This is a genomic window from Streptomyces paludis (genome assembly GCF_003344965.1).
Classification (GTDB): Bacteria; Actinomycetota; Actinomycetes; order Streptomycetales; family Streptomycetaceae; genus Streptomyces; species Streptomyces paludis.
The window spans coordinates 6,443,024-6,466,503 of record NZ_CP031194.1; the positions used below are offsets into that span (position 1 = coordinate 6,443,024).

Here is a 23,480-nt window from a genome sequence, read left to right on the forward strand (position 1 = left end):
ATCCGCCGTGGGGACGCCGTGGGACATCAGGAGGGGGCGGGCGCCACCGGCTCCTCCGGGTCGGGCCGGTTGGTGTTGATCGCGGTCGGCGCACCCGGCTGGGTGGACGGCTCCGAGGTGACCGTCACACCGGCGGACGGCTCGACCGGCACCGGGGCCGGGGGCAGGTTGCCGTTCGGCGGCGGCGGGCCGACCGGGCTGGCGGTCAGATTGCCGGCGGCCTCGTTGGCGAGGGCGTCGAAGTCGACCTTGCCGGTGGCCTCCAGCATCGTGATGTGGTCGAGCACGGTGATGTTCGCGTCACTCGCCAGCTGCCGGACCAGCTCGTTCCTGGTGGTGTGACGCACCAGCGCGATGGCGGAGAAGACCTTGCCGTGCGCGTTGCGCAGCAGCTGGGCGAACTTCCGCTCGTACTCTTCGCCCTGGGCCTCCGACAGCTCTCTCAGCCAGCCCTGCTGATCCTCGTTCGGCTGGTTCGGCAGCTCGACCCCGAGCTTCGCCGCCACGGACACGACCCGCTTGTCCAGGTCGGTGTGGCCGACGACCAGGTGGTCACCGCACTCCTTGATGGCCTGGCTGGGCGCCCGGTCGATGGCCTGCTGCCCGGCCGGCAGCTCCCAGAGCCCGGCCAGCCGTACCTTCACGATGAGATCGCGGTCCATGGCCGTCAGCGGTCCCCACTGGGTGGAGACGGTGGACGCCGCGATGTTGGCCTGTCCCGTTCCGGAACGGTCGGCGTACGACCACACGGGGAAGGCAAGTGCCGCCACGGTCGCGACCAATGCCGCGATGATGAGCGCCGAACCGTTGATGCGTCGCAATGTGCTGCCTCCCGAACCGAATGTGTGACACCGCTGACCCGACCGCCGGCCAACCGGCCGTTCAACCTACCTGGCGGTACCGGAAGATACGCACGCCGGGGCTTGAGCGTTCAACCACGCGGCGACGGATACTCACGCTCGCTGTCGCGGACCCGCTTTGGGGCGATCTGACGTTCCGTTCACCGTGCAACGGGTTCCCGGGCCGAGCCACCGAGCCTCATCCCGGGCGCGGCCGGCCCGGCCCATGCCCCGTACCCCGTACTCCCAGGTCAGGGAGAACCCTTAGATATCCCTGACACCTGTCAGGATTCTTTGACGCATACCTGCGGCCGGTGCCAGCATGCACTGGTCGAAGACAGAAGGAGCCTGGGAAATGGACGGCGCTCAGGGTCCGGGCGGTGACGAACTGCTGAAGGTCCTGGCGGCTTTGGGCAACCCGCACCGCATGCGGATCGTGGCAGCCCTGGCGGGGGGCCGCAACTACGTGAGCCGGCTCGCCCGGGAGCTGGGGATGGGCCGCCCGCTGCTGCACATGCACCTGCAACGCCTGGAGGGGGCCGGGCTGGTGGTCGGATCGCTGGAGCTGTCCGAGGGCGGCAAGGCGATGAAGTACTTCGAGCTGGCCCCGTTCGCGTACACGCTGACCCCGAGCACCGTCGCCGAGGCCGCCGCGACGCTCACGACCCGGCAGGAGCAGGAGAAGGAACCCATGAAGGAGAACGTGACGTGAACGATGACCCCTGGAATGCGGCAGCTCTCGGCACGGCCGGGTTCTTTCTCTTCCTGGCGGTGCTGGCCTGGCAGGCCGCCCTCACCTGGCGGGCCCGCATCGTGTCCGCCCGCGAAGCGCAGTACCAGCAGCTCGCGGCCAAGTACGCGCAGCTCCTGGAGGACACCGTCCACACCGGCCGGCGCACCGCCGAGGACCTGGCCCGGACGAGGGCCTCGGTCGCCTCGATGGAGAAGATGATGCGCGAGATCGACTGACGGGCGCCGCGCGCCGGCCCGTACATGCCTGCGGCCGGGAGTTGGAGCTCCCGGCCGCGGTTGAGAAGCAGTTCCGCGAACCCATCGCAAAAACCTCACTTCCCACCCGAAGGAGATCACCCATGCCCGCTTGGATCAAGCGGCTGGCCACCGTACCCGGGGGCCGACGAACCAAATGGCTGGTCCTGGCCGCCTGGCTCATCCTGGCCGTCGGCCTCGGCCCGCTGGCCGGGAAGCTCGGCGACGTCGAGGACACCAGCCCCAACGCGTTCCTGCCCCGCGGGGCGGAGTCGGCGCGGGTCAACACGGAGCTGGAGAAGTTCCGCACCGACGCGCTGACCCCGGCCGTCATCGTCTACACCACCAGCGCCGACCGCCTCACCCCCGCCGACCGGGCCAAGGCCACGGCGGACCGGGCCGCCTTCGCGAAACTCGCCGCCCCCGGCGAACAGGTCGCCCCGCCCCTCGCGTCGCAGGACGGGCGGGCCCTGATGACGGTGGTCCCCCTCGACCTGAACGACGAACTGACCGCGAGGATCGACCGGATCCGTGACACCGTTGCCGCCAACGCCCCACCGGGCCTGGACACCAAGGTCGGCGGACCGGCCGGCTCCCTCGTCGACCAGATCGCCGTCTTCGACTCCCTGGACTCCACCCTCCTCATCGCGACCGCGATCGTCGTCACCGTCCTGCTGCTCATCACCTACCGCAGCCCCGTCCTCTGGGTCTTCCCCCTCATCTCGGTCGGTTTCGCGGCCATCCTCACCCAGGCCGGCACCTACCTCCTGGCCCGGTACGGGCACCTCCCCGTCGACCCGCAGAGCGCCGGGATCCTGATGGTCCTGGTCTTCGGCGTCGGCACGGACTACGCGCTCCTGCTCATCGCCCGCTACCGCGAGGAACTCCACCGCCACCAGGACACACACGAGGCGATGAAGATCGCGCTGCGCCGCTCCGGGCCGGCGATCGTGGCCTCCGCCGGCACCATCGCGATCGGACTGGCCTGTCTGGCCCTCGCGGACATCAGCTCCTCCCGCTCCATGGGGCTGGTCGGCGCGGTCGGCGTCATCGCCGGCTACCTGGCCATGATCACGATCCTGCCCGCGCTCCTGGTCATCGCCGGCCGCTGGGTGTTCTGGCCCTTCGTGCCCCGCTACGGCACCCTCGTCCACCAGGGCCCCACCGTCTGGGAGCGCATCGGTACGACGGTCGCGCGGTGGCCGCGCCGGTCCTGGCTGATGTCGGTGGGCGTCACCGCCGTTCTCGCGCTGAGCGCGCTGGGCATCGACATGGGCCTGAATCAGTCCGAGCTGTTCCAGACCAAGCCCGACTCCGTCATCGCGCAGGACAAGATCGCCGGACACTTCCCGTCCGGGGCCTCCGCCCCCGCCACGGTCATCACCCGCACCGACCGCCTCCCCCAGGTCGAGGAAGCCGCCCGCACCACACCCGGCGTCGCGCAGGTCCAGGAAGGCGAGCGCACTCCTGACGGGAAGCTCTCCAGCGTCAGTGTGATCCTCAAGGACGCCCCGGACAGCCCCGCCGCCTACAGGACCATCACCGGCCTGCGCGAGAGCGTCGGGTCTGTCGAAGGCGCGGACGCGCTGGTGGGGGGTACGAGTGCGCAGGTCCTGGACACCCAGCGGGCGGCGGACCGTGACCTGAGGACCGTGATCCCGGTCGTGCTGATCGTGGTGCTGCTCCTGCTGGTCTGGCTGCTGCGCGCACTGGTCGGCCCGGTCCTGCTCCTGGCGACGGTGGTGCTCTCCTACTTCGCCGCGCTGGGTGCCTCGAACCTGCTCTTCGAGCACGTCCTGGGCTTTGCCGGTGTCGACTGGTCCATCCCGCTGCTCGGCTTCGTGTTCCTCGTCGCACTCGGGATCGACTACAACATCTTCCTCATCCACCGCGTGAAGGAGGAGACCGCGATCCACGGCCACAGGAAGGGGATCATCGTCGGGCTGGCGTCCACCGGCGGCGTCATCACCAGCGCGGGTATCGTCCTGGCCGCCACTTTCGCCGTGTTCGTCGGCCTGCCCCTGGTCACCCTGGCGCAGATGGGCGTGATCGTCGGCCTCGGTGTCCTCCTGGACACCTTCCTGGTCCGCACCGTCCTGGTCCCGGCCCTCGCCCTCGACCTGGGCCGATGGTTCTGGTGGCCCGGCAGCCTCTTCCGCACCCGCCCCGAACTCCCTGCCCCGCAGGGCCAGGAGATGGCCGAGCCGCAGTACCAGCGGCGCTAGCCGGTACACAGGCCAGGCGGTTTGCCCGGACAGGTGGCGAAGGTGGTGGCCGCGCGGAAACGCGCGGCCACCACCTTTCGCATGGGCCCGGCCGCTGATCGGTCCCGTCGTACGGGGTGTCAGCGGACGGGCTGGAGTGCGGGGGTCTCGCCGTCGGGGATCCCGTGCCGGACCTTGCCGCTGGGGGGCAGCAGGATTCCCAGGAGGCCGGAGAGGGCGAAGCCGATGACGGCGACCATGGAGCCGGCGAGCAGGGCGGTCTTGAAGGCGCCCGGGTCGAAGTGGGTGCCGGCGGTGTGGAAGAAGACCACACCGGTGAGGGCGACGCCGAGGGCGGAGCCGGACTGCTGGAAGGTGTTGTAGACGCCGGAGGCGGCACCGGCGTCGCGGACGTCGACGGTGGCCACGGCCAGGTCGACCAGCGGGACGACCTGAAGGCCCAGTCCGAGACCGGCCACAGCCATGGGCCACAGCAGGTCCCAGCCGGAGAGGCCGGCGCCCCGGACGTCGATGATGTGGCGCGACCAGAGCATCGCGCCGGCCAGGAGGATGCCTCCGGTGATGACCATGGGCTTGCCGGCCCTGGCGGCCAGCGGTACGGCGGCGCCGCTGCCGATGAAGGCGCCGAGGCTGAAGGGCAGCAGGACCAGGCCCGAACCGATGGCGCTGAAGTGGAGGCCGGACTGTAGATAAAGGGCCAGGATCATGAAGAATCCGGCCAGGCTCGCGGAGAAGAAGAACTGGGCGAGGCTGCCCGCGGTGAAGCCGCGGCTCTTGAACAGGGACATCGGCACCAGCGGGGATCCGTCACGGGCCTGCCTGCGCCTCTGGTGGAAGGCGAAGACGCCGAGGACGACGGGGCTCGTGGCGAGCATCAGCCAAATCCACCCGGGCCAGCCCAGCGCACGGCCCTCGACCAGCGGGTAGACCAGCAGGACCAGGCCGGTGGTGATCAGGACCAGGCCGGGGATGTCCAGGCGCAGCGGCCGGGCCGAGCGGGTGTTGGGGACCCACTTCAGGGCCGCGAGGGTCAGGGCGATGCCGATGGGGATGTTGATGGCGAAGATGGAGCGCCAGCTCCAGCCGAAGAGGTCGGCGCTGACGAGCCAGCCGCCGAGGAGGGGGCCGAGGACGGCGGCGAGACCGGCGACGGCGCCGATGACGCCGAAGACACCGGCGCGTTCCCTGGGCTTGTAGAGGGCTTGGACCGAGGCCATGACCTGGGGGACCATCAGGGCCGCGAAGCCGCCCTGGACGATGCGCGCGGCCACGAGGATGTCGCCGTTGCCGGCCAGCGCGGCGGCCAGCGAGGCCGCGGTGAAGCCGGCGACTCCGGTCAGGAAGAGTGTTCTGCGGCCGAAGATGTCGCCCAGGCGCCCGCCCGTGATCAGTACGACCGCGAACGCCAGGGTGTAGCCGCCGACGATCCACTCCAGGTGCGAGGCGTCGGTATGCAGGTGCCGCTGGATGGAGGGCAGGGCGACGTTGACGGCGGTGGCGTCGATCAGGTCCATGAAGTTGGCGAAGATCAGGACGAGCATCGCCAGGCTTCGGAACTTCGGGGCACTGTCTGGTCCGTGCGGGGAGACGCCGCTCATGGGGAAGCACCTTTCAGCATGATGGGAGAGGGTGTTGTCGGCTCGTGAGCACGAGCCCGCCGTCCAGTACCTTGGATGTCAAGGTACTTTCCTTCCACCGTGCAGGGAGATTCCTCGAATGTCAAGCGAACCTGAGTCGGTCGGGGAACGCCTCGGTGCCACGGTGCAGAGCTACCAGGCCGCCGTCGACGACTACGACCGCGAGCTGGCCCACCGGCTCGGCGTCAACGAGACAGATCTGCGCTGCCTGGAGATCCTGCTCTCCCAGGAGGAATTCGCCCCCAGCGCGCTGAGTACGCGCATGGGTCTGACCACCGGGAGCGTCACCACGATGCTCGACCGTCTGGAGAAGCTCGGCTACATCACCCGCACCCCCCACCCCACCGACCGGCGCCGCAGCCTGGTCCGGGTCACCCCCGAGGCGACCCGCCTCGCCCGCCGCCTCACCGCACCCTTCATCGGTGACGCCGCCGAGAAGGTCGCCGCCCGCTTCACCCCCGAACAGATCGAGACGGTGATCGACTTCCTCGCCTTCACCCGCGACATCCAGAACGAACACACCCAGCTGCTGCGCGACGTCCCCGAACCCGCCCACCGCCGCTCAGGAGGCCGGCAGGCCCCCGGACCCCGCACCGGCGCGAGGACCCGCACGCGCTGAGCACCCCGGCTCGGCGAGCGGGCCGGGCGGCCTGAGCGTTCAGCCGCGCAGCGACGGATGCTCGCCGATCACCGTCGCGGAGCCCGGGGCGATCTCCGTGAAGCCCGCGTCGCGGACCAACGGCAGTCCGGCGGTGGCGAGTTGGCGCCAGCGGTCCGGGGTGGCCGTGCGGACGGCGAGCCGGAAACCGGAGGCGTGCCATGCCTTGCGGTCCGTGTCCGACAGTTCCCACCAGACGAGTTGGGCGCCGTGGCCGGCCTGGGCCATGGCCTTGCCCGCCGACATGTCGAGGCCTGGGCTCAGCCACAGGACCGGCAGGGTGGGGTCCTCGGGGGCGGGCGGGGGAGCGGGGTCGGCCAGATCGGTGCCGGAGACCTGGAGTTTGGCCAGCTCCTTGGGCCAGCCGTCGAGCGGGACCGGCGGGAAGACCCGTACTTCCGCGACGGACGACGCCTCCGCGTCGGCGCCGGTGTCCGCGCCCGTGCCCGTCACCGTGAGGCCCGGGAGGGTGGTGGCGCGCCGCCACTCGGCGCCGCGGGCGCGCCGTACCACCTTGCGGATCCGGGCGTCCTGCCAGTCGCGCATCGCGCGGGCCCACTCGCCCTCGTGCTCGCCCTCGCCGAGCGACCGTTCGTCGGAGAGCATCGTGAGCACCGCGCGGGCGGCCGTCTCCAGGGCGTCGGTGCGGGTGGGCGGGGCCGCCTTCTCGATCCGTACCACCAGGGGCAGTACGTACTGCGGTGCCTCGTCGCGGGTGGTCCGGTCGGCGTGGAAGGGGCTGTCCGGGGGGCCGGCCTGGGGACTGTCCGGGGTGCTCTCGTTCACCCGCCCAGTCTGCCAGCCCGGCCGTACGGGTTCGGCCGGGCGCCGGTCATCTGGTATTACGTTGGCGATGAACTTCGAGGGAGTGGGCCGCCGTTACGGTCTCCGGGGACCGTGGGTGCTGCGCGGGGTGGATCTCGCGCTGCCCGCCGGCGCGCTGGTCCGGGTCGAGGGAGGTAACGGAAGCGGGAAGTCGACCCTGCTGCGGCTGGTCGCGGGGGTCGACACACCGAGCGAGGGGCGGGTGACCGGCCGCCGCCGTACCGCGTACGTGCCCGAGCGCTTCGCGGTGGCGCTGCCCCTCACGGCCGCCGGCTACCTGGTCCATCTCGGCCGGATCCACGGGCTGCCGAGCGCCCTGGCGGCGGCGCGCGCCGTCGAGTGGCTCGACCGGTTCGGCGCCGGTGAACACGCCCGTACCACGCTCTCCGAACTCTCCAAGGGCACCAGCCAGAAGGTCGCCGTCGCCCAGGCGCTGCTCGCCGAGCCCGAGCTGCTCGTCCTCGACGAGGCGTGGACCGGGCTCGACGTACCGGCCCGGGCGGAGCTGGACCGCGCCGTCGCCGAACGGGTCGCCGAGGGCGGCACCGTCGTCTACGTCGACCACGATCCGCGCCGGCTGGCGGGCGCCGCCGACGCGGTGTACGCCGTGACCGACGGCACGCTCGTACGCCGTACGGACGACGAGGTCCGGGCCGCGGCGGCCGGTGCGGGCGCGGGTGCGGGTGCGGGTCCCGGTGACAGCGACCGCGACGGGGACGGTGACGGCGGGGGAGACCCCGCGGCGCTGGTGCGGATCGTCGTGTCGGGGCCGTCCGGCGCCGCGCCACCGGACGGGCTGCCCGGCGCCCCGCGCTGCGAGCCGGGCCCCGACGGCTCCGTGCTCCTCACGGCGCCCGCGATCCACTCCGACGCCCTGCTGCGCGCGCTGCTGGCGGCGCGGCCGGCCTGGCACATCAGGGAGGTGCGGGAGGCCGGCCTCGCCGAGGACGACACTCCTGCCCGGGACACCGCGTCCGCCTCTTCCGGCACGACGACCGAGGGCTTCCCCCGATGACCGAGATAGCCGCGATGACCGCGCTGGTGCGCTACCAGACCGCTCTGCTCCTGCGCTCGCAGCGCTGGCTGCCGCCGTTCCTGCTCTACGGGATCTTCCTGATCGTCGGGGTGCAGGCGGGCCAGCCGGTCCTGGACTCGCTGGGTTACGCGGCGGCGGCGCTGCTGCCCGTCACCGTATGGCTGGTGCGGATCTCCGTACGGCAGGAACCGGCCGCGTCCCGCGCGGTCGCCGCCGCCGTGACCGGCGCCCGCCGGGTCCATCTCGCGGCGCTGCTCGCGGCGGTGGCCGTCGCGGCGGCGACGGGGCTGGCCGGCACGCTGGTGGTCACGCTGGTCAGCAAGCACAGCAGCGGGGACCGCACGGTCGATGTGCCGGTACTGCCGGCGGGCGTGGCCGGGCTGCTGGCCGCCGCCGTCTGTCTGCTGGTCGGCGTCGCGGCCGGCGCGCTGTGCAGCCGGCCGGTACTGCGCGGCCGGGGCTGGTCGATCGCGGCCGGTGTGCTGGCGTCGCTGGCGGCCCTGGTGGCCCCCGGGTCCCCGGCGAAGTACGCGATCGTCGGGCTGGTGAGCGGCTCGCGCTCGGGCGCCATCCACACGCCGCTGCTGCCGCTGGCCGCCGCCGCGCTGGTGGCGGCCGTGGCGGCGGCGGTGGCGTGCGCGCTGGTCACCGTACGGGAGTGACCGGCGCCGGCCGGGGCGGCGTTACGCTCGACGGCATGGACGAGAGCCGTGGCGAGAACGTGCCGGTCGCGTACGCCGAGTGTGTGCTGTGCCGGGAGCCGACCGAGTATCCGGCGTCGGTCAGGGGCGCGACGCTCTGCCCGGTCTGCGCGTGGCAGGAGGCCCAGCGGTCGGCGTGCTCGGGGTGAGTGTCGCCCAGCCGTGCGGGTCAGGTCAGGGCTTCATCAGCTCGGAGACCTTGACGAAGCGGTATCCCCGCTTCCGCAGCTCGGGGACGATCTGCCGTACCGCGTCCTCCGTCACGGGCGCCGCGCTGCGCGTGCAGTGCATCACCACCAGCGAGCCGGGCCGCACCCCCGCCAGCACCTGCGCCGCGACGGCGTCCGCGTCCGTCGCGAAGGCGTCGCCGCTGACCACGTCCCACTGCACCGCCGTGACCCCGGCCGGGGCGAGGGCGCGGCGCGCGGTGTCGTCGTAACAGCCGCCGGGGAAGCGGAAGTACGGCACGACATTGCGCGCCCCGGCCGTCTTGAACGCGGCGAAGGCGCGCCGTACGTCGTCCGCCATCCGTTCCTTGCCGACGACCGGGAGCCCGTAGCAGTCGGCGGTGAACGCGTAGTGGCTGTAGGAGTGGTTGGCGATCTCGAAGAGCGGGTCCGTGCCGATCGCCTTGGCCTGTGTCGGGTACTCCTCGGCCCACCGGCCGGTCATGAAGACCGTCGAGGGCACGTCGAGCCGGCGCAGCAGGGCGATCAGCGACGGATTGTCGAAGCGCTCGCCCTCCGCCGCCCGGGGCCCCTGATCGGCCGTCATGTCCGCGTCGAAGGTGAGCGCCACGGTCTTCCCGGCCGCCTTCGCGCCGCGTACGAAGACGGGGGTCAGCCCGTCGGCGCCGGGGGCCAGGGTCGGCGGCCCCTTCACCGCCGGGGAGCCGGAGGCGGGGGTGGAGCCGGCGGGCGCGGGCGAGGCGGACGCGCTCGTGGGGGCGGAGGCGGCGGACGCCGGGGCCGGGCGGCCGTCACCGCAGCCGGCGAGGGCGGCGCCGAGTAGGGCGACGGCGGTGCATACGCGTACATATCTGGTCACGCACGGAAAATATATGATGATCAGTGCGTAGGGGGTACGCGGCGCTCCCGCAACCCGAAGATGACGCTTATGCGCGCTTACGCGCCTTCCAGCAGCCTCCGCCGGCACTTCTCGACATCGAATCCCCCTGGAGGATACGCCGGGGCCAGCGCCTCCAGATGCTCCAGCAGCAGGGTGCCGATCGCCCAGTTCCGGTACCACTTGCGGTCCGCCGGGACCAGATACCAGGGCGCCGCCTCCGTGGAACAGCGCCGCAGCGCCAGCTCGTACGCCGCCCGGTAGTCGGGCCACAGCGCGCGCTCCTCCAGATCACCGGTGTTGAACTTCCAGTGCTTGTCCGGGTTGTCGAGACGGGCCAGCAGCCGGTCGCGCTGCTCGTCGTGCCCGAGGTGGAGGAAGACCTTCACGAGGGTCACCCCGTCGTCGGCCAGCTCCTGCTCGAAGCGGTTGATCTGCTCGTAGCGGTGGCCCAGTTCCCGGTGGCCGGCCAGCTCGTGGACACGGGCGATGAGTACGTCCTCGTAGTGCGACCGGTCGAAGATCCCGATCTCGCCGGGCTCCGGCAGCGCGCGCCGGATCCGCCAGAGGAAGGGGTGCTTCCGCTCCTCCGCCGTCGGTGTCTTGAAGGCCCTGATCCGGCAGCCGGCCGGGTTGAACAGCCTGATCACATGCTTGACCGTGCCGCCCTTGCCGCTGGTGTCCATGCCCTGGAGCACCAGCAGCACCCGCCGCCGGTCGCCCGCCGTGCTCGCCGCGTACAGCCGCTCCTGGAGCCCGGCGAGCCGCTCCGCCGACGCGGCCACCGCCGCCAGCGCCGCCGCCTTGTCGCGCGGGTCGCCGGGGCGGCCGGGGGTGGCCCGGGTGTCGTACGAGGTGAGGTCGATCCGTACGCCCCGGGGAACGCGCAGCAGCTCGCGCAGGCCGGCCGGCGGCTTCCCGGGCTTCTCGCTCTTCGGGGCCGCCGCCGTCGCCGGCTTCGTGGCGTACGTACCGTACGCGCCGCCCTTCACGGCTTTCCCGGACCTACCGGCCTTCCCGGGCTTTCCGGGCCTTGTGGCCCTCCCCGCTTTCGCGGCCTTCCCGTTCTTCGGCTTCTTGGTCTTCGTGTCCGTCCTGGCCACCGCGCACCCCTTCCGGTCGCTTCCTTCGAGGGTGCGCCGGATCGGCCGGGACGGCGACCGCTGGCGGGAGCCCGTCCGCCCCGCCGCCGTCCCGGCCGCGCCCCGGCGTCAGCGCCAGGGGCCGGTCACGGCGAAGGTGGTGCCCGGCGTGTAGCAGTTCACGTACATCGTGGAGCTGTCCGGCGAGAAGGTGACCCCGGCGAACTCGCCCCACTCGGGGTCCTCGGCGGAGCCCACGTTCTGTGCGTTGCGCGCCATCGGGTACACCTCGCCGCGCCGGGTCACGCCGTACACGTGCTGCGCGCCACCGCCGTCCTCGCAGACCATCAGGCCGCCGCTGGGGGCGAGACAGATGTTGTCCGGGGACTCGCCGGGCAGATCGATGTCCGTGCCGGGGCCGAAGACGATCACCAGCGTGAGCCGGCGCCGCCCCGGCTCGTACTTCCACACCTGGCCGAAGTGGTCCGCCGCCGAGCCCGCCGAGCGGTGCGCGAAGCTGGAGACGAAGTAGACATGGCCCTCGCCCCAGTAGCAGCCTTCGAGCTTCTGGGCGTGGGTGATACCGCCGGGGCCGAAGTCCTGGTAGCGGATGGGCGTCTGGGCGGCCAGCGGATCGGGGACGGGCACCCACTCCACGCGGTCGAAGACGGCGCCGGGCTCCTGGACGGTCGACAGGTCCGGCACCCCCGGCACCCGCATGGCCTCCAGCGCGCCGCCCGCCCGCAGCGAGCCCACGCCGCCGCGCGGCTTCTCCGGCAGGAAGCGGTAGAAGAGCCCGAACGGGTGGTCGAACGCGTCCTCGGTCTCGTACACGATGCCGGTGCCCGGATCGATCGCGACCGCCTCGTGCTGGAAGCGGCCCATGGCGGTCAGCGGGACGGCCCCGGTGCGGTGCGGGTCGGCGCCGTCGACCTCGAAGACAAAGCCGTGGTCCTTGGTGTAGCCGTTGGTGCCGGCCCGGTCCTCGGTCTCCTCGCAGGTCAGCCAGGTGCCCCAGGGGGTCGGCCCGCCCGCGCAGTTGACGGCGGTGCCGGCGATGGCGACGCGCTCGCCGAGGACGTTGTTCCGCCCGTCGAGTTCGAGCGCCGTACAGCCGCCCTTGCCCGTCGGGTCGTAGGTGAGACCCTCGACGGCCGGGACGGCGATCGGGGCGCCCCGGCGGTTCTCGTGGTTGCGGACGAGATGGATCCGGCCCCGGCGCCCGGCGAAGGCGGCCATCCCGTCGTGGTTGCTGGGCACCCGGCCCTCGCCGGAGCGGAGCTGGTCGCCCTCCCGGGACAGGACCTGGTAGCGGAACCCCCGGGGCAGGTCGAGCAGCCCGTCCGGGTCGGGGACCAGCGGCCCGTAGCCGCTGTGGCCGAGCCGCTGGGCGGCGTCGGCGGAGCCGGTGAACAGTTCGGAGACGGCTCCGGTGAAGGTGATGCCCAGCGCGGTCGCACCGGTGCGGGCGAGGATCTGACGGCGTGTCGAGGTCATGAGGCAACTCCCTGCTGGCGGACAGAGACCTGACCCGTAGGTATCCCACATGTCCCCCCGGCCCACGGGTGTCCGGGGACGGGCGAACGGGTTGAACCGTGCGGGGTTCCGTGCGGGGGTTCCGTGCGGGTCGTCGCTCCAGAGCCTCATGTGCCGCGTGGGGCGCCTGCAACGGGCGGTCGGCGGGAGCTGGCTGATTCCGGCGCCCGCGCGTACGGGCCGGGCGCCGGGTGCCGGTCGGGTACGGCGATCAGGTGAGCGACGCGCTCAGCGTGATCGTCGTACCCGCGAGCGCCTGGCTGACCGGGCAGTTCGCCTTGGCGTCCTGGGCCGCCTTCTCGAAGCCGGCCGCGTCGAGGCCCGGCACCTCGCCCGCCACCGTCAGATGGATGCCCGTGATGCCGGTGCCCGGCTGGAAGGTGACCTCGGCCCGGGTGGTCAGCCGGACCGGCGGGGTGCCGCCGGTGGCCAGGCCGTTCGAGAGCGCCATCGAGAAGCAGCTGGAGTGCGCGGCGGCGATCAGCTCCTCCGGGCTGGTCTTCCCGTTCGCCTTGTCGGCGCGGGAGGGCCAGGAGACCGCCTGGTCCGGGATGCCGGAGGAGTCGAAGGAGACGGTGCCGGTGCCCTTGAGGAGGTCGCCCTCCCAGACGGTGTGTGCCTGACGCGTGGTGGCCATGGTGGAACCCTTCCGTTCGCTGTCCGGTCCTGTGCGGGATGTGCGGGTTGCGCGGTCCTGCGCGGGCTGTGCGGTCCTGCGCGGGCTGTGCGGTCCGACGGGCAGTGCGGTCCGTACGGCCGCCCGTCCGGCTCTCCGGTGAAACCTACTGCGCGACCAGTCCCTTCGCGTCCCGCGCGAGCGCGGTCAGCCGGGAGATCGCCCGGAAGTACTTCTTCCGGTAGCCGCCGTTCAGCATCTCCTCGCTGAACAGCCGGTCGAACGGCAGTCCCGAGGCCAGTACGGGCACCTCCCGGTCGTAGAGCCGGTCCGCGAGCACGACGAGCCGCAGCGCCGTCGACTGGTCGGGCACCGCCGTGACATCCGTGAGGCAGACGGCCCGCACCCCGTCCGTCAGCGCGCCGTAGCGGCTCGGATGGACGGACGCCAGATGGCCGAGGAGCCCGGGGAAGTCGTCGAGGCTGGCGCCTTCGGTGGCGTACGCGGCCTTGGTCACCTGTTCGTCGGAGTACGGCGCGGGCGCCTCGGGCAGTCCCCGGTGCCGGTAGTCCTCGCCGTCGATGCGCAGCGGCCGGAAGCGCGCAGAGAGCCCCTGGATCTCCCGCAGGAAGTCGGCGGCGGCGAACCGGCCCTCGCCGAGCTTGCCCGGCAGGGTGTTCGAGGTGGCGGCCAGCGCCACGCCCTTGTCGACCAGCCGGCTGAGCAGACTGGAGACCAGGACGGTGTCGCCCGGATCGTCCAGCTCGAATTCGTCGATGCAGAGCAGCCGGTGGCCGCCGAGCGTCTCCACGGTCTGCTGGAAGCCCAGCGCGCCGACCAGGTTCGTCAGCTCCACAAACGTGCCAAAAGCTTTCTTCTCCGGTGCGGCCGGAGTCGCGTGCCAGAGGGACGCCAGCAGGTGCGTCTTGCCGACCCCGTATCCGCCGTCCAGGTAGACCCCGCGCGGGCCGGCCGGCGGCTGCGGCTTCCGGGTGAACCAGCGCCGCTTGCCGCCGGGCCCGGACCCCTCCGCGAGATGCGCGCCGCCGAGCCCCGCCGCGAAGGCGCTCAGCACCGTGACGGCGCCGGACTGGCTGGGCTGGTTCGGGTCGGGCACGTACGTGTCGAACCGTACGGAATCGAAGCGCGGCGGCGGCACCATCTCGGCCACCAGCCGGTCGGCCGGGACCTGTGGCGCGCGTGCGCACAGGGAGAGCGGGGCCGCTGCGGTTATCGGGGAGCTGCCGGGGGCGGCGGGGAAGGACGACACAGTTAATAACTCTATGCGCCGTGCCAGACTGCTTCGCATGCGCCGCCTGTTCCCTGTGACCGATCAGACACCCTCCGCCGCCGACCGCGAATGGACGTTCGACGAACTGGCCGACGCGTACGCCTATCCGGAGGCCGCCTATCCGGAGGCCGACGCGGACGCCTCCGTGGACGCCTCTGCGGAGGACCGGAACGGCGGGGTGTGGCTGCGCGCCAACATGGTCTCCACGCTGGACGGCGCGGCGGCGCACGACGGCCGCTCGCAGTTGCTCTCCTCGCCCGCCGACATGCGGGTCTTCGGCACCCTGCGGGCGCTCGCCGATGCCGTGGTGGTGGGCGCGGAAACGGTTCGGCTGGAGGGGTACCGGCCGGCCCGCGCCCGGGACGCCTTCGCCGCGCGCCGGGCGGCGGCCGGCCAGGGGCCCGCACCGGCGATCGCCGTGATCAGCGCGGGCCTCGGCCTCGACTTCACCGCCCCGCTGTTCACCGAACCCCTCGTCCCCACGCTCGTCCTGACCGGTGACGCCGCGCCCGCCGAGCGGATCCGCGCGGCCCGGGACGCGGGCGCGGAGGTGGTGATCGCCGGGGAGGGGGCCGGGGTGGATCCCGTACGGGCCCTGCGTGCCCTGGCTGAGCGCGGACTCGTCCGGCTGCTCACCGAGGGCGGGCCCCGGCTGCTGGGCCAGTTCGTGGCCGCCGGGGCGCTGGACGAGCTGTGTCTGACGGTGTCTCCGACCCTCACGGCGGGCTCCGCGCAGCGTGTCGCGGGCGGTCCTGCCGTCGCCGTGCCCGAGCGGTTCGTCCTGGCGTCGCTCCTGGAGCAGGACGGATTCCTCTTCACCCGGTACCACCGGGGTCCCGGCGCCCCTCGTGCCGTCCGCGCCGACGGCGGTACGGGCGGCACCGGCGGCACGGACGGCGTCTGACAATCGGCGGAATTCACCGTTCCGGTTAGCCTCCGGTGGGCAGACTTACCTTGAGAGACCCCGTGCGGGCACGGGGAAGGATGGTTTCCGCAGCGGGCCGTACGGTCCTGCGAGAGGAAAGGCGCCAGTCGTGTTCACAAGCGTATTGATGATCGAGAAGCCGCTGTCTCCGGAGGACGTCGAGTTCGTCACCACCCTCCACGGCGACGAGACGGTCTCCTTCGTCGTCCTCATGCAGCCCCGCGGCGACCAGGCCGATCTGCTGCTGCGCGCCATCGACGACGTCGCGCTCGGCGAGCTGCGGGACGCGGCCAGGGAGGGTGAGGAACCGGAGGGCGGCCGGGCCAGACAGCCCGCCGAACTCGCCCTCGCGCACTCCCTGGCGGAGCTGCGCGCGCAGGGGTCGCGGGCCGACGGCGAGGTCGTGGAGGAGCACCCGCTCGACCGGCTCAAGGAGGTCGTGGCCGAGTCGTCGGCCGATGAGGTGATCGTGCTCACCGAGCCGCACTACGTGGAGGAGTTCTTCCACCGCGACTGGGCCTCACGGGCGCGGCACAAGGTCGGCGTACCGGTGCTCAAACTCTTCGCGCACAGCGAATAGGCTGGGGCGACGCGCCAAAACCTGACGCGCGTCGGCTCGCACTCTGGGAGAGACACGTATGGCATCCGGTACCGGTATCCCCGTCGCCATGGAACGGCCGCACTTCATCGGCATCGGCGGCGCCGGCATGTCGGGTATCGCCAAGATCCTCGCCCAGCGCGGCGCGAAGGTCGCGGGCAGCGACGCCAAGGAGTCGGAGACCGCCGAGGCGCTGCGGGCGCTGGGGGCCACCGTGCACATCGGCCACGCCGCCGGGCATCTCGCGGACGACGCGTCCTGTGTGGTCGTCTCCAGCGCCATCCGCGCCGACAACCCGGAGCTGGCCCGCGCCGCCGAGCTGTCCGTGCCCGTCGTCCACCGCTCCGACGCGCTGGCCTCGCTGATGGACGGCGCGCGCGCGATCGCCGTCGCCGGCACCCACGGCAAGACGACCACCACCTCCATGCTGGCCGTCGCGCTCACCGAGCTGAACCTCGACCCGTCGTACGCCATCGGCGGCGACCTCGCGGGCCCCGGCACGAACGCGCGCCACGGCGACGGGAACATCTTCGTCGCGGAGGCGGACGAGAGCGACCGCAGCTTCCAGAAGTACGACCCCGAGGTCGCGATCGTCCTCAACGTCGAGCTGGACCACCACGCCAACTACGCCTCGATGGAAGAGATCCACGAGTCCTTCGAGACCTTCACCGGCAAGATCGTCCCCGGCGGCACCCTGGTCGTCTGCGCCGACCAGAGCGGCGCCGCCGAGCTGACCGCGCGGGTCGCGGGCCGCGCGGACCTCACGGTCGTCACCTACGGCGAGAGCGAGGGCGCGGACGTCCGCGTCCACAAGATCACCGCGCGCGGTCTGACCAGCGAGGTCACCGTCGTCCTCGACGGCCGCTTCCTCACCTTCACCGTCTCCGTGCCCGGCCGGCACTACGCCCTCAACGCCGTCGCCGCGCTCGCCGCCGGGGTCGCCCTCGGTATCCCGGCGCACAATCTGGCCTCGGCGCTCGGCAAGTACACCGGCGTCAAGCGCCGCCTCCAGCTCAAGGGCGAGGCCGCGGGCGTCCAGGTCATCGACTCGTACGCGCACCACCCGACCGAGATGGCCGCCGACCTGGAGGCGATGCGCGCCGCCGCGCCGGTCGGCTCCCGGCTGCTGGTGGTCTTCCAGCCGCATCTGTTCTCCCGTACGCAGGAGCTGGCCACCGAGATGGGCGGGGCGCTCGCCCTCGCCGACGCCTCGGTGGTCCTGGACATCTACCCGGCCCGCGAGGACCCGGTCCCGGGGGTCACCAGCGCGCTGATCGTCGACGCGGCCGAGGCCGCCGGCGCCGCGGTCACGGCCGTCCACGACAAGGACGCGATCCCGGAGACCGTAGCGGGAATGGCGAAGCCCGGCGATCTCGTTCTCACCATGGGCGCGGGCGATGTCACGGACCTCGGTCCGCTGATCCTGGCGCGTCTGGCCGACTGAGACCGGCCGTGCCGGTCGGCCGAGCCCGGCCGGCCGAGCCGGGCGGACTGTAGGGAGAGAGCGAAATGCCGTACGAGATCGACAAGCCGGACGAGCAGTGGCGCGCGGAGCTGACTCCCGCGGAGTACCGGGTGCTCCGCGAGGCCGGCACCGAGCCCGCCTTCGTCGGTGAGTACACGGACACGAAGACGACCGGCGTCTACTCCTGCCGCGCGTGCGGCGCCGACCTCTTCCGCTCCGACACCAAGTTCGAGTCGCACTGCGGCTGGCCGTCCTTCTACGACCCGAAGGACACGGACGCGGTCGAGCTGATCGAGGACACCTCCCACGGCATGCGCCGGACCGAGGTCCGCTGCGCCCGCTGCGGCTCGCATCTGGGCCATGTCTTCGAGGGCGAGGGGTACGCGACCCCCACCGACCAGCGGTACTGCATCAACAGCATCTCGCTGCGGCTGGCGGCGGACGAGGGCTGACGCCGGGACCGACCGGCTGGACCGACGGGCTGGACCGACAGACGGGCGGACCCCCGGGCGCTGAGGTGCCCGGGGGTCCGTTTTTTTGCGCCGCTTCCGGTTCCGTTTCCATGGGTCAGGGGCGGTCCCTGGTCCCGGGCCGCTTGCCTCTCCCGAGACCGAGCCGCCCGAGCGCGCCGGGCCGGCTCCACGTACGGAACTCCGCCACCCTGGCATCGCCCGCACCCCGGGCGCGCAGACACTCCGCGACGGACTCGGCGTCCGCGGCCGGCAGCGCGCGCACCACGGGCCGGAGCACCTTGTCGAGCAGGGCCGTACGCGTCTCGTCCCAGGCCCGGTTCGCGCCGGGGAGCGCGGACCACGCGGTGAAACAGTCCGCCGCGTACGCGGGCGTCGTGCGCAGCCGGTCCCGTACCCGCTCCTCGCGGGCGGCCCGGTCGTACGCGGCGAGCAACTCGGCGTCGCCGGAGTGGACCAGGGCGTACAGCTCGCCCTCCGGCCTTGCCTCGGAGAGCAGTTGCCGGGCGAGGATCCCGAACACCGTATCCAGCAGGCCCGGTTGTACGGGCTCGGCGCCGGCGCGCAGCGACAGGGCGCGCGCGGTCCAGTCGGCCGCGGGCGGTCCGTCCGCCAGTTCCCCGGCGAACGCGAGGAGTTGGAGGGTACGGCGTACCGGGGGAGTCACCTCCCGCGGGAATGAGCGCAGCAGATCGTGGGCGAGACCGGGAGCGTCGGAGTGCCGGCCGGCCTGACCGGTCTCCGGTCCGTCGAGGGCGGCCCGTACCAGTACGGTCCAGGTGCCCGCCGCGCGGTGCGCGTCCGAGCCGGTCGCGGCGAGCAACTGCCGTGCCTCGCCCGGCGTCGGGACGCCCTCGGGCCATACCAGCCGGACGGCGGTCCGCAGGACGAGCGGATCGGCGAACGGCGAGACACCGGCGGCGCGCAGCAGTGCGGTGAGTGCGGCGACGCGATCGCCGCTGTCCGCTCCTTGCGCGCTGTCCGCCGGGCGGTGCTGCCGCGCGCACATCCGCAGCTGCGGCAGGGTCTGAACTCCCGCCAGGGAAAGGGGGATCCGGCCGAGCAGGGCCACGGCGGCCGGGGGATCGCCGGCGGCGAGGCCGTCGAGCGCGCCGAGCAGCGCGGCCCGCAGATCGAAGTGCTCCTCCAGCGCGGTCCGTACGGCGGGGGTGTACGCGGCCTCCGGGGCGGTGAGCAGCGCGCGGGCCAGCCGGTGGGCGAGACCGGGGAGCAGATCCGCGCAGTCCACGCCCAACGGCTCGGCGACACAGAGCAGTTCCACCGCGCGGGAGGTGTCCGGGGCGCCGTTCGCCGGTTCGCCGTTTGTCGGGTCGCCGTCCGTGGGGTGGCCGTTCGTTGGGTGGCTCGCGATACCGGCTCGTAGCTCGGCGCTCAGCTCGGTGGCCAGGCGCCGCTTGACATCGTCGGGGAACAACGCGGCCCGCAGCACGGCCGGTTCGACCCCGGAGCCGCCCGGCGACCGTACCGCCTCGGTCACGACGAGCGCCCCGAGCAGCGCGGTCGTGCCGGCCGGTGCGCGGCCGTCGAGCGCGGTGAACAGACTGGTCAGGGCGGCGAGTTCGGCGGGGGTGCGGTCGTCCTCGGCGGGCGCGCGCAGCGCCTCGACGAGCCGGTGCGGCCACCGCGCGTCCAGGGTGGCCGCGTGGTCGCGCGCCCAAAGCGCCGCCACCGTACGCCCGTTCGTCTCCAGCGCGATCCCCGCGCACAGCGCGACCACGGCGAGCGGCCCCGGCGCGAACGGGCCGTCCGACAGGGAGTTCGATACGGAGCCCGACAAGGCGTGCGCCTCGGCGAACGCCTCGGGAGCGCCGCCCCGCCAGATCCGCGCGGCGGTCTCCGCCCAGACGTCGTACGGCTCCTCGGGTGCCGATCCGGCGGCTTGCGCCGTCCGGGGGCCCGCGCAGTCGATGATCCGGTGGCGCGGATCGCGCCGGTCCAACTCCCGCGCGTCGTCCGGCAGGACACCGATGATCTGCTGCGGCGCGAGGTGGGGCCGCCGGGCGTACGTGGTGAAGGTCAGCCGGTGGGCGCTCTCGGGCGGCAGTACGGTGGCGGCCAGCGCGATCCACCGCGCGACCTCCGTACCGCCGCTCTCGACAAGCACGATCCGCGGCGCCGCCGCGCGCTCGCTCGACTCGCGCACCGCGGCGAGGAACTCCACGAGCCACGGCGCGCGGGCGGCGGCGAACGGGACGAGGGCGCGCCGGTCGACGCTCCCCGTCCCCGGCAGCCCCTCCAGCGGCGCGGGGACTCCGCCCTCGGGCGGCCCGGCCGCCCATCTCGGGGAGTCCCAGGCGCTGATGGGCAGCGCCCCGCCGGGCAGGGCTGCGCCCGCGGGCAGCCGTACGGCATGGGCGTGGAAGTCGCCGCCGCGCACCCCATGTGCCCCGGCCGCCTCACGCGCCCCGTGCGCCTCGCGGCCCTCGCCCGTGCCGTGCCGTCCGGCGCCCGCGTACACCGACCTGGCAAGCAGCCGGCCGCCGTCGGCGAGCGCGCTGAGGCTCAGCGCCTTGTAGAACGGATTGGGCCGGTGCGCGCGCGGCGGCTCGTACCCGAAGATCCTCCCGATCTCTTCGAGCGGTGGCGCGGGGGTGCCGGGAGTCACCGCCGCCAGCCGCAGACCGGACCCGTCCGGCCCCGGCGGGGCCGAGGTGTAGTGCAACTGCGCCAGGCTCATGCGCCGGCTCCCTTGACGCTCGTCGTCTCACCGAACCACCGGGCGTACGGGGACGGTTCGGGGCGACCGTACCGGCGGGAGCGGCCCCGCACCACTCGGTCCGGGAGAGCCGGGCCCGGCCGGGTCAGCCGTCGGCGGGCTGGAGCAGATCCCAGCGGTTGCCGTAGAGGTCCTCGAAGACGGCGACCGAGCCGTACGGCTCGTGGCGGGGCTCCTCCAGGAAGCGCACACCGGCGGCGAGCATCCGGGCATGGTCGCGGGCGAAGTCGTCGGTGTGGAGGAAGAAGCCGACCCGGCCGCCCGTCTGCGCGCCGACGCTCGCACGCTGGGCGTCGTCCTTGGCGCGGGCGAGGAGCAGCCCGGTGGAGGCGGGGGCGGCGGCGGGAGCGTGTGCGGCGGCGGCCGGCGCGGCGGGACGCGGGCGGACCACGACCCAGCGGGAGCCGTCGCCCCGGTCGGTGTCCTCGGCCAGCTCGAATCCGAGGGCGTCCGTATAGAAGGCGATGGCTTCGTCGTAGTCGTTCACGACGAGGGTGATCAGGGCGAGAGATGACATGGTGAGTAAGTTATACGTATGACCCCAGGGCGGCAAGAATGGAACAATGCCCCCATGGACGCGGAGCTGAAGCGGGACATGCGGCAGGACGCAGGGACGGGCGTGGGGACGGACTCGGCGGCGACGGACGCGGCGGGGATGGACGAGCTGACCGAGCGGGCCCGCCGGCTCGCCGTTCCCGGCCGGCGGCGGGTCCTCGGGATCGCCGGGGCGCCCGGCGCGGGGAAGTCCACCCTGGCCGAGCGGCTGGTCGAGCGCCTCGGCGGGCTCGCCGTACTCGTCCCCATGGACGGCTTCCACCTGGCCCAGGCCGAGCTGACCCGGCTCGGCCGCGCCGGCCGCAAGGGCGCCCCCGACACCTTCGACGCGGCGGGGTACGCGGCGCTGCTCGCCCGGCTGCGCGGCGCGGACGCGGACGCGGGGAGCGTCGTGTACGCGCCCGCCTTCGACCGCGCGCTGGAGGAGCCGGTGGCGGGCAGCATCGCCGTGGATCCCGGCGTCCCCCTCGTCATCACGGAGGGCAACTACCTGCTGCACGACGACGCCGCCTGGGCCCCCGTCCGCGCGCTGCTGGACGAGGTCTGGTTCCTGGAGATCGACCCGGCGGTCCGGGTGCGCCGGCTGGTGGACCGCCATGTCCGCTTCGGCAAGGAGCGGACCTTCGCCGAACGCTGGGTCATGGAGTCCGACGAGGCCAACGCGCTGCTGGTGGCGCGGGGCAAGGAGCGCGCCGACCTTGTTGTCGGTGGCGGGCACTGATGCCGTGACCGGCGAGGCTTGTCAGTGGTGGGCACTAGCATCGGATACGGACGGCGTCAGCCGTCCGTCCGGGACGGATATGGGTGGAGGCGGATGGCGTGGGGCTGTTCCGACGGGGGCCGAAGCGTGACAGCCGTGACACGCCCCGGGACCCCGCGTTCTCCTTCTTCTCGGTCGACGAGGCCGCGCTCTTCCGGGGCCAGGTCCGGGAGGCGTTCGCGGAGCAGGGCCTGGAGGTCACGCTCTACGCGGACATGGTGACCGACAGCGCCGGCCGCCAGTTCGGTCTGGGCAATCTCGCGGCGGTCTGCCACAACGACGATCGTGGCCCCCGTGTCTGGGGCGATCTCGCCCGCCGGCACGCCGGGATGGTGCTGCGCACGATGGACGGCCCGTCCGCGCTGGAGACCCTGCCGCCCGAGCGGATCCGCGCCCAGCTCTACCCCCGGGTGATCAGCGAGGACAGCCTCGACCCACAGGCGTTCGGCTACGCGCGCTCGGTCGCCCCCGGGCTGTACGAGGTGCTCGCCCTCGACCTTCCCGAGAGCGTCATGATGCTCACCGACGAGGCGCTGGAGCCGCTCGGCGAGATCCGGCAGCTGCGGGACCGCGCGCTGAACAACCTGCGCGGGCTGCCGGTCGAGGGCCGCGAGACGGTCAAGGAGGCCGGCGGCACACGCTTCGAGGTGATCGTCGGGGACTCCTTCTACACGGCGAGCCGGGTGCTGGCCCTGGAGTCGGTCGTCCGCCATGTGACGGGCGAGTGGATCCCGCCGGACGGCGCGCTGGTCGCGATGCCCTTCCGGCACCAGCTCGCCTTCCACGTCATCCGGGACGCCACGGTCATCCCGTCGCTCGGCTCGATGGCCGCGTTCGCCGCGTCCGGCTTCGAGGACACACCGGGCGCGATCAGCCCGTACGTCTACTGGTGGCGCGGCGGCACGCTCACCCAGCTCAGCGCCAAGGACGGCGACGAGCTGCGGATCACCGTCGGCGAGGACTTCCACGAGCTGCTGGAGCGGCTGACCGCGCGGGACCGCCCGGAGTAGACGGCGGGGCGCGACCGGGGGCCGGTCCGGCCCCGTGGGCCCGGCACGTCCCGTGCCGCGAGGGTGGCGGCGCCGGACTCCCGGACCGCGTCCACGTGCCGCAGAACGTTCCGCGCTCCTCGCGCCCCAGGCCGTTGTGGAAGGCCGGGGCGACCCGCACCGCCGAGAGGCCGAAGGTGTGCGGCGACCGTCGCCTCTCGTGCGCGCCCCGCCGGGCTGGTCAGTGCACCGGGCCGGACGGGCCCCGAGTGCCCGCCCCGTCCGGTGTCGCCCGTACCGGCCGGCTCGCACCGCCGAGAGGCCGAAGGAGTGCGGCGCCCGCCGCTTCTCCCGCCCGCCCCCGCCAGGCCGGTCAGCGGACCGGGCGAAACGGGCCCGTGCGCCTGCCCGTACCGGTCGGCCCGCACCGCCGAGAGGCCGAAGGAGTGCGGCGACCGTCGCCTCTCGGGCCCGCCGGGCGGC

General features: G+C 73.0%; 24 protein-coding genes. 14 read left to right on the top strand and 10 right to left on the bottom strand.

Annotated features, from left to right (window positions below):
• Positions 1-26 precede the first annotated feature (26 nt).
• Positions 27-821 (bottom strand): DUF4142 domain-containing protein, encoded by a 795-nt coding sequence (locus DVK44_RS28485; RefSeq protein WP_114663280.1) that lies wholly within the window; start codon positions 819-821, stop codon positions 27-29.
• Positions 822-1,194: 373 nt separating this feature from the next.
• Between DVK44_RS28485 and DVK44_RS28490 the strand changes: the two genes are divergently transcribed.
• The 3 genes from DVK44_RS28490 to DVK44_RS28500 all read left to right on the top strand — a co-directional run bounded on the left by DVK44_RS28490 (position 1,195) and on the right by DVK44_RS28500 (position 4,051).
• Positions 1,195-1,551 carry an ArsR/SmtB family transcription factor gene (locus DVK44_RS28490; protein WP_114663281.1) on the top strand — a complete coding sequence of 119 codons (357 nt, stop codon included), beginning with the start codon at positions 1,195-1,197 and terminating at the stop codon, positions 1,549-1,551.
• The gene (locus DVK44_RS28495; RefSeq protein WP_114663283.1) at positions 1,548-1,808 is read left to right on the top strand and encodes a hypothetical protein; all 261 of its coding nucleotides are present in this window, start codon (positions 1,548-1,550) and stop codon (positions 1,806-1,808) included. The genes DVK44_RS28490 and DVK44_RS28495 overlap by 4 nt, the downstream gene beginning before the upstream one ends.
• 122 nt (positions 1,809-1,930) lie before the next feature.
• Complete coding sequence (locus DVK44_RS28500; protein ID WP_114663285.1) at positions 1,931-4,051, top strand: MMPL family transporter; 2,121 nt, start codon at positions 1,931-1,933, stop codon at positions 4,049-4,051.
• A 119-nt stretch (positions 4,052-4,170) separates the two neighbouring features.
• On the opposite strand, the gene DVK44_RS28505 is transcribed toward DVK44_RS28500, so the two are convergent.
• A complete protein-coding gene (locus DVK44_RS28505) occupies positions 4,171-5,649 on the bottom strand; it encodes an MFS transporter (RefSeq protein ID WP_114663287.1) in 1,479 nt (492 codons plus the stop codon).
• A 118-nt stretch (positions 5,650-5,767) separates the two neighbouring features.
• On the opposite strand from DVK44_RS28505, the gene DVK44_RS28510 reads away from it, so the two are divergent.
• On the top strand, positions 5,768-6,307 hold the full coding sequence (locus tag DVK44_RS28510; RefSeq protein ID WP_114663296.1) for a MarR family winged helix-turn-helix transcriptional regulator: 540 nt from the start codon (positions 5,768-5,770) through the stop codon (positions 6,305-6,307).
• A 39-nt stretch (positions 6,308-6,346) separates the two neighbouring features.
• On the opposite strand, the gene DVK44_RS28515 is transcribed toward DVK44_RS28510, so the two are convergent.
• Positions 6,347-7,132 carry an aminoacyl-tRNA hydrolase gene (locus DVK44_RS28515; protein WP_114663298.1) on the bottom strand — a complete coding sequence of 262 codons (786 nt, stop codon included), beginning with the start codon at positions 7,130-7,132 and terminating at the stop codon, positions 6,347-6,349.
• 67 nt (positions 7,133-7,199) lie between these two features.
• Between DVK44_RS28515 and DVK44_RS28520 the strand changes: the two genes are divergently transcribed.
• Genes DVK44_RS28520 through DVK44_RS36830 form a run of 3 tightly spaced genes read left to right on the top strand, consistent with a single transcriptional unit; the run spans position 7,200 to position 9,057 of the window.
• A complete protein-coding gene (locus tag DVK44_RS28520; protein WP_114663300.1) occupies positions 7,200-8,186 on the top strand; it encodes an ATP-binding cassette domain-containing protein in 987 nt (328 codons plus the stop codon).
• Between the two features lie 14 nt (positions 8,187-8,200).
• The gene (locus DVK44_RS28525) at positions 8,201-8,869 is read left to right on the top strand and encodes an ABC transporter (RefSeq protein ID WP_114665505.1); all 669 of its coding nucleotides are present in this window, start codon (positions 8,201-8,203) and stop codon (positions 8,867-8,869) included.
• Between the two features lie 35 nt (positions 8,870-8,904).
• Positions 8,905-9,057, top strand: a complete 153-nt coding sequence (locus DVK44_RS36830; RefSeq protein WP_181957549.1) for a hypothetical protein — start codon at positions 8,905-8,907, stop codon at positions 9,055-9,057.
• 25 nt (positions 9,058-9,082) lie between these two features.
• Here the strand turns inward: DVK44_RS36830 and DVK44_RS28535 are convergent, their stop codons facing one another.
• Complete coding sequence (locus DVK44_RS28535; RefSeq protein ID WP_114663304.1) at positions 9,083-9,955, bottom strand: polysaccharide deacetylase family protein; 873 nt, start codon at positions 9,953-9,955, stop codon at positions 9,083-9,085.
• 77 nt (positions 9,956-10,032) lie between these two features.
• A complete protein-coding gene (locus DVK44_RS28540; protein ID WP_228447688.1) occupies positions 10,033-10,875 on the bottom strand; it encodes a PPK2 family polyphosphate kinase in 843 nt (280 codons plus the stop codon).
• Positions 10,876-11,008: 133 nt separating this feature from the next.
• Between DVK44_RS28540 and DVK44_RS28545 the strand changes: the two genes are divergently transcribed.
• Entirely contained in the window at positions 11,009-11,230 is a 222-nt protein-coding gene (locus DVK44_RS28545) for a hypothetical protein (protein WP_114663308.1), read from the top strand.
• On the opposite strand, the gene DVK44_RS28550 is transcribed toward DVK44_RS28545, so the two are convergent.
• The 3 genes from DVK44_RS28550 to zapE form a co-directional block, all read right to left on the bottom strand.
• Positions 11,185-12,552, bottom strand: coding sequence for an alkaline phosphatase PhoX (locus DVK44_RS28550; RefSeq protein WP_114663310.1), 1,368 nt, complete (start codon positions 12,550-12,552; stop codon positions 11,185-11,187). The genes DVK44_RS28545 and DVK44_RS28550 overlap by 46 nt on opposite strands.
• Before the next feature lie 250 nt (positions 12,553-12,802).
• Positions 12,803-13,228, bottom strand: a complete 426-nt coding sequence (locus DVK44_RS28555; RefSeq protein WP_114663311.1) for an OsmC family protein — start codon at positions 13,226-13,228, stop codon at positions 12,803-12,805.
• Positions 13,229-13,373: 145 nt separating this feature from the next.
• On the bottom strand, positions 13,374-14,477 hold the full coding sequence (gene zapE, locus DVK44_RS28560) for a cell division protein ZapE (RefSeq protein WP_181957550.1): 1,104 nt from the start codon (positions 14,475-14,477) through the stop codon (positions 13,374-13,376).
• Between the two features lie 37 nt (positions 14,478-14,514).
• On the opposite strand from zapE, the gene DVK44_RS28565 reads away from it, so the two are divergent.
• From DVK44_RS28565 to msrB, 4 genes are all read left to right on the top strand, one after another.
• Positions 14,515-15,402: a pyrimidine reductase family protein gene (locus DVK44_RS28565; RefSeq protein ID WP_114663315.1), complete on the top strand. Its 888-nt coding sequence runs from the start codon at positions 14,515-14,517 to the stop codon at positions 15,400-15,402.
• 130 nt (positions 15,403-15,532) lie between these two features.
• A complete protein-coding gene (locus tag DVK44_RS28570; protein ID WP_114663317.1) occupies positions 15,533-16,003 on the top strand; it encodes an indole-3-glycerol phosphate synthase in 471 nt (156 codons plus the stop codon).
• A 58-nt stretch (positions 16,004-16,061) separates the two neighbouring features.
• Positions 16,062-17,465, top strand: coding sequence for a UDP-N-acetylmuramate--L-alanine ligase (gene murC, locus DVK44_RS28575; protein ID WP_114663319.1), 1,404 nt, complete (start codon positions 16,062-16,064; stop codon positions 17,463-17,465).
• Positions 17,466-17,530: 65 nt separating this feature from the next.
• A complete protein-coding gene (gene msrB / locus DVK44_RS28580) occupies positions 17,531-17,938 on the top strand; it encodes a peptide-methionine (R)-S-oxide reductase MsrB (RefSeq protein ID WP_114663321.1) in 408 nt (135 codons plus the stop codon).
• Between the two features lie 115 nt (positions 17,939-18,053).
• Here the strand turns inward: msrB and DVK44_RS28585 are convergent, their stop codons facing one another.
• Both DVK44_RS28585 and DVK44_RS28590 read right to left on the bottom strand, forming a co-directional pair.
• On the bottom strand, positions 18,054-20,654 hold the full coding sequence (locus tag DVK44_RS28585) for a GTPase-associated protein 1-related protein (RefSeq protein WP_114663323.1): 2,601 nt from the start codon (positions 20,652-20,654) through the stop codon (positions 18,054-18,056).
• Positions 20,655-20,778: 124 nt separating this feature from the next.
• Positions 20,779-21,210: a VOC family protein gene (locus DVK44_RS28590; RefSeq protein ID WP_114663325.1), complete on the bottom strand. Its 432-nt coding sequence runs from the start codon at positions 21,208-21,210 to the stop codon at positions 20,779-20,781.
• Between the two features lie 78 nt (positions 21,211-21,288).
• Here DVK44_RS28590 and DVK44_RS28595 point away from each other — a divergent pair, with 78 nt between their 5' ends.
• The gene (locus tag DVK44_RS28595) at positions 21,289-21,969 is read left to right on the top strand and encodes a nucleoside/nucleotide kinase family protein (RefSeq protein WP_114665506.1); all 681 of its coding nucleotides are present in this window, start codon (positions 21,289-21,291) and stop codon (positions 21,967-21,969) included.
• Between the two features lie 98 nt (positions 21,970-22,067).
• A complete protein-coding gene (locus DVK44_RS28600; RefSeq protein ID WP_114663327.1) occupies positions 22,068-23,018 on the top strand; it encodes a hypothetical protein in 951 nt (316 codons plus the stop codon).
• The last annotated feature ends 462 nt before the right edge of the window (positions 23,019-23,480 follow it).

Bases quoted from the DNA above. Each gene is read 5' to 3' on its own strand.
- DVK44_RS36830 (WP_181957549.1), top strand. From the start codon at position 8,905: ATGGACGAGAGCCGTGGCGAGAACGTGCCGGTCGCGTACGCCGAGTGT.
- DVK44_RS28500 (WP_114663285.1), top strand. From the start codon at position 1,931: ATGCCCGCTTGGATCAAGCGGCTGGCCACCGTACCCGGGGGCCGACGA.
- msrB (WP_114663321.1), top strand. From the start codon at position 17,531: ATGCCGTACGAGATCGACAAGCCGGACGAGCAGTGGCGCGCGGAGCTG.
- DVK44_RS28555 (WP_114663311.1), bottom strand. From the start codon at position 13,228: ATGGCCACCACGCGTCAGGCACACACCGTCTGGGAGGGCGACCTCCTC.
- DVK44_RS28510 (WP_114663296.1), top strand. From the start codon at position 5,768: ATGTCAAGCGAACCTGAGTCGGTCGGGGAACGCCTCGGTGCCACGGTG.
- DVK44_RS28550 (WP_114663310.1), bottom strand. From the start codon at position 12,552: ATGACCTCGACACGCCGTCAGATCCTCGCCCGCACCGGTGCGACCGCG.
- DVK44_RS28590 (WP_114663325.1), bottom strand. From the start codon at position 21,210: ATGTCATCTCTCGCCCTGATCACCCTCGTCGTGAACGACTACGACGAA.
- DVK44_RS28520 (WP_114663300.1), top strand. From the start codon at position 7,200: ATGAACTTCGAGGGAGTGGGCCGCCGTTACGGTCTCCGGGGACCGTGG.
- DVK44_RS28585 (WP_114663323.1), bottom strand. From the start codon at position 20,654: ATGAGCCTGGCGCAGTTGCACTACACCTCGGCCCCGCCGGGGCCGGAC.
- murC (WP_114663319.1), top strand. From the start codon at position 16,062: ATGGCATCCGGTACCGGTATCCCCGTCGCCATGGAACGGCCGCACTTC.
- DVK44_RS28525 (WP_114665505.1), top strand. From the start codon at position 8,201: ATGACCGCGCTGGTGCGCTACCAGACCGCTCTGCTCCTGCGCTCGCAG.
- DVK44_RS28505 (WP_114663287.1), bottom strand. From the start codon at position 5,649: ATGAGCGGCGTCTCCCCGCACGGACCAGACAGTGCCCCGAAGTTCCGA.
- DVK44_RS28565 (WP_114663315.1), top strand. From the start codon at position 14,515: ATGCGCCGCCTGTTCCCTGTGACCGATCAGACACCCTCCGCCGCCGAC.
- DVK44_RS28595 (WP_114665506.1), top strand. From the start codon at position 21,289: ATGCGGCAGGACGCAGGGACGGGCGTGGGGACGGACTCGGCGGCGACG.
- DVK44_RS28490 (WP_114663281.1), top strand. From the start codon at position 1,195: ATGGACGGCGCTCAGGGTCCGGGCGGTGACGAACTGCTGAAGGTCCTG.